We start from the raw sequence: 12,858 nt of genomic DNA on the forward strand, positions 1-12,858 counted from the left end.
ACCCACCTCAGAACGGCACCAGCGCCGAGTTGAAGAACCGGCTCAGCCAGCCCATCGCATTGGACTGCGCAACCGGCCCGCGCCCGCCGTACACGATGCGCGCATCGGCCACGCGGCTGGAGGGAATGGTGTTGTCCGGGAAGATGTCGGCCGAGCGCACGATGCCCTGCACCTGCACCAGCTCGTCGCCCTGGTTGAGGCGCAGGTTCTTCGCACCCTGCACGACCAGGTTGCCGTTCGGCAGCCGCTGCATCACGGTCACGGTCACGCTGCCCTGCAGGCGGTTGCTCTGCGCGCTGGTGCCCTTGCCGGTGAAGTCGCGGCTACCCGACGCCGTGGCACTCAGGATGTCCTTGCCGCCCAGGGTGACCGGCGCGCCGAGCAGCGTCGGCGTGCTCAGGGCAAGGTTGGATTCCTTGTCGGTGCTGGTGTTGGCGGTAGTCTGCGCGGTGGTGTTTTCGGTCAGGGTAATCGTCAGCAGGTCGCCGACATCGCGCGCGCGACGGTCCGAATACAGCTGCAGGCCCGGGCCGGCGGCGTAGATGGCGCCGGCAGTGGCCGGGGCGCTCGGTGCGACCACGGGGACCACCGGGGCCATGGCCGGGTACGGCCGGACGTCGCCGGCGATCACGCAGCCGCCGAGCAGGGCGACCACGCTGGCGGCGGAAAGCAGGCGAAGGGCAGGGGTGAGAGGCAGCATGGCGGGGTCCCGGTTCAAACCGATCAGACGTTGTTGTTGAGGTAACCGAGCATCGAGTCGGTGGTTGAAATGGCCTTGGCGTTCATTTCGTAGGCGCGCTGGGTTTCGATCATCGACACCAGCTCTTCGACCACGTTGACGTTGCTGCCTTCCAGCGCGCCCTGGACCACGCTGCCCAGGCCGTTCAGGCCGGGATTGCCGTTCTGCGCGGGGCCGGAGGCGGTGGTTTCCAGGAACAGGTTCTCGCCGCGTGCCTGCAGGCCGGCCGGATTGACGAAGTCGGTCAGGGTCAGTGCGCCGATCTCCACCGAGGCCGCGTCATCGGCCATCTTCACGCTGATGGTGCCGTCGGTGCCGATGGTCAGCGACTGCGCGCCTTCGGGAATCTGGATGCCCGGCTGCACCGGGTAGCCGCTGTTGGTGACCAGTTCGCCCTGCTGGTTGCGCTGGAACGAGCCGTCACGGGTATACGCCGACGAACCGTCGGGCATCTGCACTTCGAAGAAGCCACGACCGTTGACCATCACGTCCAGCGCGCGGCCGGTCTGCTGCTGGCTGCCCTGCTCGAAGTTCTTCGAGGTGGCCACCACGCGCACGCCGGTGCCCAGCTGCAGGCCGGTCGGCAGCTGGGTCTGGGCCGAGGAGGAACCGCCGGGCTGGCGCACCTGCTGGTACAGCAGGTCTTCGAAGCTGGCACGGTCCTGCTTGAAACCGGTGGTATTGGTGTTGGCGAGGTTGTTGGACACCACCGACATGCGCGTCTGCTGCGCGTCCAGTCCGGTCTTTGCGATCCACAATGCCTGGTTCATGGCCTTGTTCCTGTGTTGGTGCGGGTGGCCGCATGGCGCGGCCGTCGTTCTGGCTGATGCATGGCGCGTGCCACAACCGCGCCGGGATTACGTCGGGGCGCCCGGTCAGCTACCCAGGCGCAGCAGGGAGTTGGCGCTGCGGGCGTTGTCGTCGCCGTGCTTGATCACCTTCACCTGCATTTCGTACTGGCGCTGCAGCTGGATCATCTGCACCAGCGCGCCGGCCGCGTCCACGTTGCTGCCTTCCAGCTGGCCGCTGTCCAGCGACTTGCCCTGGGCCTGCACGAACGGCTGCTGCGGGTCGGTGTTGCGCATCAGCCCGTCCAGGCCGCGCTCCAGCCGCGCATCCTCGGCCTGCACCACGCGCAGGCGACCGATCACCGCCATGGTCTGCGGGCCTTCGCCCTGCGGGATGATCGAGATGGTGCCGTCGTTGCCGATGTCCATCGCCTGGTGCGGCGGCACCGCGATCGGCACGCCGTTCTCGTCCAGCACCGGGTGGCCGCCGGCGGTGACCAGCTGGCCGTTGGGCGTGATCGACAGCGCGGCGCCGCGGGTGTAGGCCTCGCCGCCGCCGGTGGGTGCCTGCACCGCCAGCCAGTTGCCCTGCTCGAGCGACAGGTCCAGCGCGTTGCCGGTGATCTGCTGTGCGCCCTGGCGGCGGTTGAAGCCTGCGTCCACGTGCAGGGCGTCCACGCGCGAGGCGAAGCCGGCGCCCTTGATCGGGAAGGCTTCGGTATTGGCCAGCGCTTCCTTGAATCCGGGCGTATCGGTGTTGGCCAGGTTGTGCGACAGCGTGCCCTGCGCCTGCAGGGAGGCGCGCGCACCGGTCATCGCAACGTAGAGAGCCTTGTCCATGGTGGTGTTCCCGTGCGGCGGTCAGTGGCTCATCAACGGATGTTGATGATGGTCTGGGTGATCTGGTCCATGGTCGAGACCATCTGCGAATTGGCCTGGAAGTTGCGCTGGGCGGTGATCATGTTGACCAGCTGCTCGGTCAGGTCGACCGTGGAGGATTCCAGCGAACCGGCCTGGACCTTGCCCAGGTTGGAGCTGTCCGGTGCGCCGGTGCGCGGGGTGCCGGAGCTGAAGGTTTCCACCCACAGGTTGTTGCCCTTGGCTTCCAGGCCCTGCGAGTTGTTGAAGGTGGTCAGCGCGACCTGGCCCAGCGGCTTGTCGTCGCCGTTGGTGTAGCGGGCGTAGACCACGCCTTCCTCGGACACGGTGATCTCGTTGAGCTTGCCGGCGGCGTAACCGTCCTGCTGGGTGTTGCGCAGCGCGAACTTCTCGCCGTACTGGGTCGAACCGGTCACGTCCAGGGTCATCGCCAGGGTGCCGGCGCCGGTGCTCGGGGTGAACGGGTCCATGACGATCTGGCCATTGGCCGGATTGGTCAGCGCACCGGCGTTGTTGAAGGCCATCGTGGTCGGGGCACCCACGGCCTGGCCGTCCACGTAGTTGTAGACCTGCCACTCGTTGACGCCGCCGGTCTTGACGAAGTACGAGGTCTGGGTGTGGCTGACGCCCAGCGAGTCGTACACGGTGACGCCGCCGGTGGACTCGCTGTAGCTGTTGGAGTCGGTCGGGTCGAAGGGGGTCACCGTGGGCTGCTTGGCGTTTGCCGGCAGGGTGAACGCCACGTTGACCTTCCCGGTCTGCTTCGGGGCGCTGTCGGTGGTGAGCAGCTGCAGGTCGGTGAGGCGGCCGGCATCGAAGCCGGTGCCGTCGGCATTGGGCGCGAACACCTGCAGGCGCGCGCCCTGCGGGTTGGTGACGTAGCCGGCCTGGTCGGTCTGGAAGTTGCCGGCACGCGAGTACACGCGCGCACCGTTCATGTTCATGGTGAAGAAGCCCTCACCGGAAATGGCCATGTCCAGGCTGCGCCCGGTCTGTTCGTTGTTGCCCTGCGAGAACTGCTGGGCCACGTTGGTCAGGCGCACGCCCGAACCGACCGCGTTCTTGGACAGGCCGTAGCTGGTGGCCGAGAACAGGTCGGCGAATTCCGCGCGCGATTCCTTGAAGCCGGTGGTGTTGACGTTGGCGATGTTGTTCGCGGTGACGTTCAGGTCGGCATTGGCGGCGTTGATGCCGGACAGCGAGATGTTGAAGCCCATGGGGTTCTCCTTGGATGCGTGACGAAGGGACTCAGCTGACGCGCAGCACGTAGTCGATCGGGGCCGTACCGAGGCCCTTGAGGTTGAGGTACAGGCCGTCCGAGCCGACGGTGACGCTTTCCACCGGAGCTTCGACGTAGGTATTGGTCTTGGTCTGGGTACCGGCCGTATCGGTGTGGGTGGCGGCGATGCTGTAGCTGCCGGCGGCCACGCGGTTGCCATTGGCGTCCTTGCCGTCCCACTCGAAGCTCACTTCGCCGGCGGCCTTGGCTTCCACGCTGAGCTGGGTGACCTTGACCCCGTTGGCATCGGTGATGTCCACGGTGACGTAGCCGGCGCCGGGGGCGGCGACCATGCCGCTGGTGCCGCCTTCGGCCTCCAGCTGCCACTTGCTGGACGGCACCAGCACCTCGTGGCCGACCAGCGCCGCGCCACGCAGCACCTGGTCGCCGGCCATCGACTCCTGGAAGCCCTTGACCGTGCTGTTGAGGTCGTTGATGCCCTGCACCTGCGACAGCTGCGCCATCTGCGCCACCATCTGGGTGTTGTCCATCGGCTTGAGCGGATCCTGGTGCTGCAGCTGTTCGGTCATCAGGCGCAGGAAGTCGGCCTGGTCCAGGGTGTCCTTCTTCTTGCCGGTGCTGCTGTTGGGCGCGTTCAGGCCCAAGGCGCTGTAGATGTCGGTGTTGCCGACGCCGCTGGTGGTGCTCATGGAAGGGTGTCCTGCAATAAGAAGGGTCAGCGACCCATGGTCAGGGTGGCCAGGGCCAGTTCCTTGGCGGTGGTCAGCATCTCCACGCCGGCCTGGTAATTGCGCGAGGTCGAGATCAGGTTGACCATCTGCGCGACCGGGTCGACGTCGGCCTGGTAGATGTAGCCGTCGCCGTCGGCCAGCGGATGGCCGGGCTCGTAGCGCTTGATCGGCGCGGCGTCGCTCTGGCTGATTTCCTTGACCTGCACCGTGGTGATGTTCGGGTCGGTGCGGCTGGTGACGGCCTGGAAGATCGGTTCCAGCGGCTTGTACACCGCGTCGGCCGAGCCGGCCACGGTGTCGGCGTTGGAGAGGTTCGAGGCCAGGGTGCTCATGCGCACGGACTGCGCCTGCAGCGCGGAGCCGGCGATATCGAAAATGGGCAGGTTGCTCATGGCTTATTGCCCCGTGATCGCGGTGAGCATGGAGCGCACCTTGGATTCGACGAAGCTCAGCGACGCGCGGTACTCCAGCGCGGCGCGGCCGTAGGCGGCGCGTTCGGCGTCCGGGTCGACGGTATTGCCGTCGATGCTGGGCTGCACGCCTTCCTTGGTGATCTGGAACGGGTTGAGGCCGTTGCCGGTGAGGAAGTGCTGCTCACTGGTGGTCCGCATCAGGCCGTTGCTGTCGGCGCCCTGGGCGTTGCGCAGGGCGGCGTCGAAGTCCAGGTCCTGGGCCTTGTAGCCGGGGGTGTCGGCATTGCTCAGGTTGCTGGCGATCAGCTTCATGCGCTGCTCGCGCAACGGCATGGCCTGGGCGTGGACACCCAGGTAGTCGGAAATCAGGTTGGGCATGGCGCTCTCCCACGGGACGATGTGGGGGAGGGTGCAAGGCTTATGCCAATAACCGCATATCGCGGTTATCGGGAGACCGGTCAGGCCGCCTCGGCGACCTTTCGGAGGCGGTCGAGGACGAAATCCGCCAATTCATGCGGGGAATATTTCGCTACGAAGGCGTTCGCGCCCACGCGTTCGACCATGGCGTTGTTGAATACGCCCGACAACGACGTGTGCAGCAGCACGTACAGGCCGGCCAGGCCGGGGTGGCGACGGATTTCCGTCGTCAGGGTGTAGCCGTCCATGGCCGGCATTTCGATGTCCGAAATGACCATGGCGTACCGCTCGGCCGGGTTTTCGCCGGCGGCGTGGATCTGCAGCAGGTGGTCCAGCGCCTGCTTGCCGTCCGAGAGCAGGGTCGCGCCCACCCCCAGCTGGTCCAGCACGCTGCGGATCTGCTGGCGGGCCACGCGTGAGTCGTCCACCACCAGTACCTGCAGCTGCGGGCCGTCGGCTGACAGCGCCATCGACGGGTCCAGCACCGCCTCGCCGCGCACCTGGGCGATGTCGGCCAGCACGCTTTCCACGTCGATCACCTGGATCAGCTCGCCCTGGAAGCGGGTGACGGCAGTCAGGTAGCTCGATTCGGCGCCCAGCTCCGGCGGCGGGTGGATGTCTTCCACCGCGATGTTGACGATGCGCTCCACGCCGCTGACCAGGAAGCCCTGGATCGAGCGGTTGAACTCGGTCACCACCAGGTAGCCCGGCGCCTTGTCCGCGTCCGGCTCACGCTCGGGGTGGCCGATCGCCAGGCCCAGGTCCAGCACCGGCACCGAACGGCCGCGCACGTCGGCCACGCCGGCGAACTGGCCGGGCAGGCCGGGCACCTGGAACAGGTCCGGGCGGCGCAGGACTTCCTGCACCTTGAACACGTTCACGCCAAAAAGCTGACGTCCGCCAAGGCGGAACAACAGCAGGGCGAGGCGGTTGTGGCCAGCCAGGCGCGTGCGCTGGTCGATGCGGTTGAGCAGGTCATGTGACATGGAGACGGTATCGGCGCGACTGGCATTCCCTTGAGGGGTCGGTGAACGCGTCATCGGCACGCCGCTTGCATGACCCTGCGCAATGCCTGTTCCCGGAGCCGCCATGCGTATCTATAGTCTCGCCCTGCTCATCGTCGCCGCCGCGCTGGCCGCCGCGCCGGTGCACGCCGCCGGCGGCTGGCAGCCGGTGGAAAGCATCCGCGCCGCCGCACTGTCCACGTTGCCGGCCGGCAGCGAGGGCGACACCACCTTGGACTCGGCCCTGCGCCTGCCGGCCTGCGGCCAGGGGCTGGTCGCACAGCCCACCGGCACCACCACGGTCGAGGTCAGCTGCCCGGATGCCGGCGGCTGGCGCCTGTTCGTGCCGGTGAAGGTGCGGCGCAACCAGGCGGTGCTGATCCTCAACCGGGGCATCGCCGCTGGAGAAACCCTGACGGCGGCCGATATCACCACTGCACAGCGTGACGTGGCCCGTATTGCCGGTGCCGCGCTGGCCGACCCGGCCGTGGCGGTGGGGCGGGTGGCGCGGCGCACGTTGAGTGCCGGCAGCCTGCTGTCGGCCAATGATCTGGTCGCCCAGCGTCTCATCCGACGTGGCGACAGCGTGGCCCTGGTCTCCCGCTATGGCGGGGTCGAGGTCCGCGTGGCCGGCAAGGCGCTGGCCGATGCCGGTGAACATGAACGCGTGTCGGTCGAGAATCTGTCGTCACGCAAGGTAGTACAGGGTACGGTGGCGGCCTCCGGCGACGTAATTGTGACGCGCTGACCACTCCAACCCGTAAATTTTCCTAAAGATGGCGGCCGTGGTGCCGTTATCCCTTGTGAACCGTAACTCCCAGGACATCACCATGAGCCAGAAAATCGACGGCAACCTGCAGGCGCCCACCCTTCTGCGCAGCATCGCGCCGGGTAACAAGCCCAGCGTGAGCACCGATGCCCCGGCGCGCCCGGTGGAAGCGGCCGACAGCCTGCGGCTGACCGGCGAAGCCACCACCCTGCAGGCCATGCAGCGAGAGCTGAGCACCGCCCCGGCCATCGACGCCGGCCGCGTGCAGGCCGTGCGCGAGTCGCTGCAGAACGGCACCTACAAGATCAACCCGGACGCGATCGCCTCGCGCATGCTCGAGCTGGACCAGCAGCTGCAGGGATGAAGCTGGCCATGAGCGAGCCGCTGCAGCGCCTCAGCGATGCCCTGGACGTCGAACGCCAGGCATTGGTGGAGCATGACGTGCAGTCGCTGATCCGCGCCACCAGCGCCAAGCTCGACGCGCTGCGTGCGCTGGAGCAGGTGCTGCCGGTGGGGCAGCAGGAGCGGCTGCAGGAGCTGGCCGAACGCAACCGCGCCAACGGCGTGCTGCTCTCGCGCCGCCGCCGCGAGGTCAACTGGGCGCTGCGCCAGCTGGGCCGCAGCGAAGAATCTTCGGCGTACGACGCCAAGGGCCAGTCCAGCACCCTGCATACCCGGCGCCCGCTCGCGGTCGCCTGAGCGGTCAACACGGATATAGTGGGCGCTCTGTTCCAGCGGCCCCGATCCGACCGTGACCCTGTCTTCTACGTTTGTCACCGCACCGCTGCCCCCGCAGCCGGTCCTGCTTGCGCTGTTCGAGCGCATCAACGAAGGCGTGCTGCTGTTCCGCGAAGACGGAACCGTGGCCGTGGCCAATGCCACCGTACGGGCGATGCTCGGCCAGGCGGAAACCGATGGCGACGCCGAAGCCGGTTCCGGGCTGGACCCGGCCAAATGGCTGCGCCAGCTGCTGCCGCCCGACGCGCTGGAACACGCGCGCCAGCACGGTCACTGGAACGGCAGCCTGCCAGTCGGCGAGCGCATGGTCATCGTGCACCTGTACGAGCAGGAAGATGCCGGCCGCCGCCATTACCTGGCGCTGTTCCGCCGCATCGAAGGCCAGGAAGACTACGAACGCGAGCTGCAGCAGCGCCATGCCGAACTGCGCCAGGCCTACCTGCGCCTGAACGGCACCCAGGAAAAGCTGCTGCAGTCCGAGAAGATGGCCTCGATCGGCCAGCTGGCCGCCGGCGTGGCGCATGAGATCAACAACCCGATCGGCTACGTGCATTCCAACCTGGGCAGCCTGCAGGAATACCTGCGCAGCCTGTTCACCGTGATCGAAGCCTACGAGCGCGCCCTGCGTGCGCCGGACCCGAAGGCGTTGATCCCGGAAATCGACGACATCCGCACCCGCTTCGACATCGACTTCATCAGCCGCGACCTGCCGCAGCTGATGGCCGAATCGCGCGAGGGCATCGAGCGGGTGACCCGGATCGTGCGCGACCTGAAGGACTTCTCGTATTCCGGCCGCGACGAGTCGTGGAAGCTGGTCGACCTGCATGCCGGGTTGGAGTCGACCATCAACATCATCTGGAACGAACTGAAGTACAAGGCGGAACTGAAGCGCGAGTTCGGCCAGCTGCCGCTGGTGGAATGCCTGCCGTCCGAGCTCAACCAGGTCTACATGAACCTGCTGCTCAACGCCGGCCACGCCATTGCCGAACGCGGCACGATCACCGTGCGCACCGGCGTGGAGGGTGAGAACGTGTGGGTGGAATTCGAAGACACCGGCGGCGGCATTTCGCCCGAGCTGCGCCAGCGCATCTTCGACCCGTTCTTCACCACCAAGCCGGTGGGGAGCGGAACGGGCCTCGGCCTCTCCATTTCATACAGCATCATCAACAAACACCACGGCCGCATCGACCTCGACAGCACCCCGGGCGTCGGATCGACGTTCCGGTTGGTGCTGCCGATCAAGCAACCGCGTTGAGGGCGATCATTCGCCTTCCGGCGCCGGTATCGGCGCGGGTTGGGCGGTGTTGGCGCGACGCTGTTCCTCATGCGTCCGGAACGCCTGGTGGATGTGCTTGCGCAGCTCGTCATCGTTCCACGGCTTGGTCAGGAACCGATAAATCGCGCCGCGGTTGATCGCGTCGGTGACGGTGTTGAGGTCGGTGTAGCCGGACAGCACGAGCCGGATCGTGTCCGGGTACAGCATCTTGACCCGGCCCAGGAACTCGGTGCCGCTCATGTCGCTCATGCGCTGGTCGGACAGGATCACCTGCACGTCGTTGATCGCCAGCAGGTCGAACGCATCGCGCACGTTGCCTGCGGCCAGGATCCGGTAGCCGTCGCGGCGGAACAGGCGCACCAGTGAGCGCAGCACGTTCTCCTCGTCGTCCAGCAGCAGCAGGGTGCGGTCCGGGCGGGTTTCGGCAAACGCTTCCGGACGCAGGTAACGCCGGCGCAGGGTCATGCCCGCCGCGTCGGCCGACATCGGCTCGCCGAACAGGTAGCCCTGGAACACGTCGCAGTCGTTGCGGCGCAGGAAGCCGAGCTGCGCCTGCGATTCCACGCCGTTGGCGATCACGGTCATGCCGAGCTGGTGGCCCATGGCGATGATCGCGCGCGCGATCGCCGCCTCGCGGTTGCCGGCGGGTGCGCTCTTGATGAAGCTGCGGTCGATCTTCAGCTTGTCCACCGGGTACCGCACCAGCGCGCTCAGGCTGGAGTCGCCGGTGCCGAAATTATCCAGGCTCAGGCTGATGCCCTCGTTGCGCAGGTTCACCAGCGTTTCGTGCACGAAGTTGACGTTGTTGGTCAGCGCGCTTTCGTTGATCTCCAGGGTCAGCATGTGCGCCGGCACGCCGGCCGCCTGCATCAGCGACATCACCTCGGCGAAGAAGTTCGGGCGCAGCAGCTGCAGGGTGGAAACGTTCACTGCGATGGTGAAATCGTCGAAGCCCTGGTCGCGCCACAACCGGGCCTGCTTCAGCGCGCCTTCCAGCACCCAGGTGCCGATCTGCACGATGATGCCCAGCCGCTCGGCGGTACGCATGAAGCGCTCCGGCACCAGCATGCCCAGGGTAGGGGACTGCCAGCGCAGCAGCGCCTCCATGCCGACCACGTGCCCGTCGCGGGCGCTGACCAGTGGCTGGTAGCGCAGCTTCAGCTCGCCATTGGGAATGGCGTCGACGATCTGCCGCGCGATGATGCTTTCGCTGTGGGCACTGGACGGCGTGTTGACTGCATGGATGCGCACGGCGTTGCCGCCTTCGCGCGCGGCCTGGTACAGCGCATCTTCGGCGTGGTCGAGCAGGCGTGAGGTGTCGGTGGCGTGTTCCGGGCACAGGCTCACGCCGAGCTTGCCGGTCATGAACAACGTGTACGGCAGCACCGACAGCGGCAGTTCCAGCTGCTGGCGGATTTCTTCGGCCAGGTCGTCCGGCAGGGGCATGTCGGCCGCGCGCGGCACCGCGAGCAGGAATTCGTCGCTGCCATGCCGCCACAGCTTGCCGCGACCGCGCAGGTGGTGCTGCAGGCGCTGCGCGACCAGCACCAATGCCTGGTCGCCGACCTCCGCGCTCATGTTCTCGTTGACCGAGGCGAAGTGGTCGATATCCACGTGCATCAGCATCAGCGGCGTGCCGCCGGAGGCGGCCTCGGCCACCATCGCCTGCAGTTCGGGGTTGCCGGCGCCCAGGCGCGGCGGTGCGTCCTCGATGCTGACCAGGGGCAGGGAAGGGTTCCACATGACTCAGTGTTCCAACGTATCGGGGGTGGCCACGCTGTCGCTGCGGTACGGCAGGAACAGGTCGACCAGGGTGCCGGCGCCGTGCGCCGACTCGATCTTGAGGGTACCGCCGGCGCTCTGCGCGCGCTCGCGCATCACGATCAGGCCCAGCCCGCGCGGGCCGTCCGGGTCGAAGCCTTCGCCGTCGTCGCGCACCTGCAGGTGCAGGCCATGGTCATGCACGTCATGCAGTTTCAGGTGCACCTGGCTGGCGCGCGCATGGCGCAGCACGTTGGTCAGGCTTTCCTGGGCAATGCGGAAGCAGGCCTGCTCGATGTCGCCTTCCGGGCGGCGCGGCAGCGCGTCGATCTCGGCCAGCAGTTCGATCGGTGAGGAACGGAACAACACCCCGGCCTGCCAGCGCAGCGCTGCTTCCAGCCCCAGCGCGTCCAGCTGCGGCGGTCGCAGCAGGGTGGAGATGTCGCGCAGCTTGCCTACCGTGGTGTCGGCCAGCTGGATGATCTGCGCCAGGTCCTCGCCGCGCCGCTGCGGGTCGGTCTCGTCCTGCGCCGCATAGGCGGACAGCTTCATTGCGGTGATGGCCTGGCCGATGTCGTCGTGCAGGTCGCGGGAGATCGCCCGGCGTTCGTCTTCCTGCAGCGAGAACAGCCGCCCGGCCATCGCCTGCAGCTCGCGGTTGCTGGTTTCCAGCGCCTCGCGGATGCGTTCGGGTTCGCTCAGGTCGCGCACGATCAGCAGCTTGCAGTTGCGGCCGCCGTAACGCACATCGCCCACCGCCAGGCCGGCCTGGAAGCGCTCGCCATCGAGCCGGCGCATGCCGATCACCTCGGTGCCGCTGCTGGGCAGCGGAATGCTGGCGAACAGCTGCGCACGCACCCGGGCCAGGTCGCCGGCCACCACCAGCGCCGCCAGCGGTTCGCCGAGCAGGGTGTGCTGGCCATAGCCGAATTGGGCGGCGGCGCAGGCGTTGGCATACAGCACATGTTCCTCGGACAGGATCACCACGCCGTCGGGCAGCACCCGCACCAGTTCGCGGAACTGTTCTTCGCGCTCGCGCAGCAGGCGCCGCGATTGCTCGCGCTCGGTCACGTCCTGCAGCGTGCCGACCACGAGCGGGCGGCCGGCGTCGCCGCTGCCCTGCTCGGCGCGCAGGTGCACCATCAGCGCGCGCCCGTCCATGGCCAGCAGCGGCAGCAGCACGTCGATCTGCACCTGCTCGCCGCGCATGTCCTGCAGCAGCTGTTCGGTGAGCGCGGCGGTGGCCGGGTCGGCCGGCACCAGCAATTCCTCGAAGCGGTGCCAGCGCCGCGCCTCGGGTGGGCGCCGGCCCAGCAGCTGGTAGACCTGGTTGGAGTAGCGGCCCAAGCCGGTAGCAGGGTCCACTTCCCAGGCGCCGATCCGCGCCATCTCGTGCGCTTCCTCGACCCGGTTCAGCGCCTGGTCGCGGCGCCGCAGCGCCTGGTCTTCGCGGGTGCGGTCGATGGCGATCAGCAGTCGCGCCGGGCGCCCTGCGTAGTCGAGGTAGTTGCTGCGCATCTCGATGCTGCGTGTCGTGCCGTCCTTGAGCTGCAGGTCGGCGGTGATCTCGCACAGCTGCCCGGGCTGGGCCCGGATCTGCTCCAGCTTGGCCGCCAGCGCGGGCTCGTCGCCGGGCGGCCACAGCGCTGTCATCGGCAGCGCGGTGAACTCCTCGCGGGTCCAGCCGAACAGGCTGCACGCGGCCGGGTTCACGTCCAGGATCTCCAGCGTGTCCAGGTCGTAGACCAGGATCGGGCCGGGGTTGCCTTCGAACAGCTGGCGGTGGCGCTGCTCGGAGTGTTCCAGCTGCAGGTGGGTCTGCAGCACGTGGTGCGCCAGCGGGCGCAGCAGCAGGTAGATGACCGCGCCGCTGAGGATGACGAAGAAGGCGCCCTTGGCGGTCTGCCAGCGCGCGGCGGTGCCCAGGTCGGCGGTGAGCACCTGTACGGCCGCGTCGCTGCACAGGATCCAGACCAGTGCCAGTACCAGGTAACCGAGCACCACCCGCCAGCGGTCGCGGCGCAGGGCGCGGGCGAGCGGGTGGTCACGACGATGCTGGGCAGGCGGGCCGGGCGGGGCGACAGGCATGGGGCGCGACAGGTC

General features: G+C 67.8%; 14 protein-coding genes. 4 read left to right on the top strand and 10 right to left on the bottom strand.

The genetic code is table 11. The features are described from left to right. Positions 1-7: 7 nt before the first annotated feature. The 8 genes from flgH to PDM28_RS08845 form a co-directional block, all read right to left on the bottom strand. Positions 8-700 (bottom strand): flagellar basal body L-ring protein FlgH, encoded by a 693-nt coding sequence (flgH, locus tag PDM28_RS08810; RefSeq protein ID WP_311184495.1) that lies wholly within the window; start codon positions 698-700, stop codon positions 8-10. 23 nt (positions 701-723) lie between these two features. Next, entirely contained in the window at positions 724-1,509 is a 786-nt protein-coding gene (gene flgG, locus PDM28_RS08815; RefSeq protein WP_068851734.1) for a flagellar basal-body rod protein FlgG, read from the bottom strand. Between the two features lie 105 nt (positions 1,510-1,614). Then, entirely contained in the window at positions 1,615-2,367 is a 753-nt protein-coding gene (locus PDM28_RS08820; RefSeq protein WP_102946873.1) for a flagellar basal body rod protein FlgF, read from the bottom strand. Between the two features lie 32 nt (positions 2,368-2,399). Continuing rightward, positions 2,400-3,623: a flagellar hook protein FlgE gene (gene flgE, locus PDM28_RS08825; protein ID WP_102946872.1), complete on the bottom strand. Its 1,224-nt coding sequence runs from the start codon at positions 3,621-3,623 to the stop codon at positions 2,400-2,402. Between the two features lie 31 nt (positions 3,624-3,654). Continuing rightward, the gene (locus PDM28_RS08830; protein ID WP_311184496.1) at positions 3,655-4,335 is read right to left on the bottom strand and encodes a flagellar hook assembly protein FlgD; all 681 of its coding nucleotides are present in this window, start codon (positions 4,333-4,335) and stop codon (positions 3,655-3,657) included. Between the two features lie 26 nt (positions 4,336-4,361). After that, the gene (flgC, locus tag PDM28_RS08835) at positions 4,362-4,769 is read right to left on the bottom strand and encodes a flagellar basal body rod protein FlgC (protein ID WP_070208099.1); all 408 of its coding nucleotides are present in this window, start codon (positions 4,767-4,769) and stop codon (positions 4,362-4,364) included. Positions 4,770-4,772: 3 nt separating this feature from the next. Beyond that, entirely contained in the window at positions 4,773-5,168 is a 396-nt protein-coding gene (flgB, locus tag PDM28_RS08840; RefSeq protein WP_102946870.1) for a flagellar basal body rod protein FlgB, read from the bottom strand. Positions 5,169-5,248: 80 nt separating this feature from the next. Continuing rightward, positions 5,249-6,193, bottom strand: coding sequence for a chemotaxis protein (locus tag PDM28_RS08845; protein WP_102946869.1), 945 nt, complete (start codon positions 6,191-6,193; stop codon positions 5,249-5,251). A gap of 103 nt (positions 6,194-6,296) precedes the next feature. Here PDM28_RS08845 and flgA point away from each other — a divergent pair, with 103 nt between their 5' ends. The 4 genes from flgA to PDM28_RS08865 all read left to right on the top strand — a co-directional run bounded on the left by flgA (position 6,297) and on the right by PDM28_RS08865 (position 8,973). Further along, positions 6,297-6,959 (top strand): flagellar basal body P-ring formation chaperone FlgA, encoded by a 663-nt coding sequence (gene flgA, locus PDM28_RS08850; RefSeq protein ID WP_311184497.1) that lies wholly within the window; start codon positions 6,297-6,299, stop codon positions 6,957-6,959. Between the two features lie 82 nt (positions 6,960-7,041). After that, positions 7,042-7,344, top strand: coding sequence for a flagellar biosynthesis anti-sigma factor FlgM (flgM, locus tag PDM28_RS08855; protein ID WP_102946891.1), 303 nt, complete (start codon positions 7,042-7,044; stop codon positions 7,342-7,344). 2 nt (positions 7,345-7,346) lie between these two features. Continuing rightward, positions 7,347-7,679, top strand: coding sequence for a flagellar protein FlgN (locus PDM28_RS08860; protein WP_171966812.1), 333 nt, complete (start codon positions 7,347-7,349; stop codon positions 7,677-7,679). Between the two features lie 52 nt (positions 7,680-7,731). Next, on the top strand, positions 7,732-8,973 hold the full coding sequence (locus PDM28_RS08865) for an ATP-binding protein (protein WP_102946867.1): 1,242 nt from the start codon (positions 7,732-7,734) through the stop codon (positions 8,971-8,973). A gap of 6 nt (positions 8,974-8,979) precedes the next feature. On the opposite strand, the gene PDM28_RS08870 is transcribed toward PDM28_RS08865, so the two are convergent. Both PDM28_RS08870 and PDM28_RS08875 read right to left on the bottom strand, forming a co-directional pair. After that, positions 8,980-10,737: an EAL domain-containing protein gene (locus PDM28_RS08870; protein WP_311184498.1), complete on the bottom strand. Its 1,758-nt coding sequence runs from the start codon at positions 10,735-10,737 to the stop codon at positions 8,980-8,982. A 3-nt stretch (positions 10,738-10,740) separates the two neighbouring features. Next, complete coding sequence (locus PDM28_RS08875) at positions 10,741-12,843, bottom strand: sensor histidine kinase (protein WP_311184499.1); 2,103 nt, start codon at positions 12,841-12,843, stop codon at positions 10,741-10,743. Positions 12,844-12,858 lie beyond the last annotated feature (15 nt).

Origin of the sequence: Stenotrophomonas aracearum (assembly GCF_031834615.1) — a bacterium.
Lineage (GTDB): Bacteria > Pseudomonadota > Gammaproteobacteria > Xanthomonadales > Xanthomonadaceae > Stenotrophomonas > Stenotrophomonas aracearum.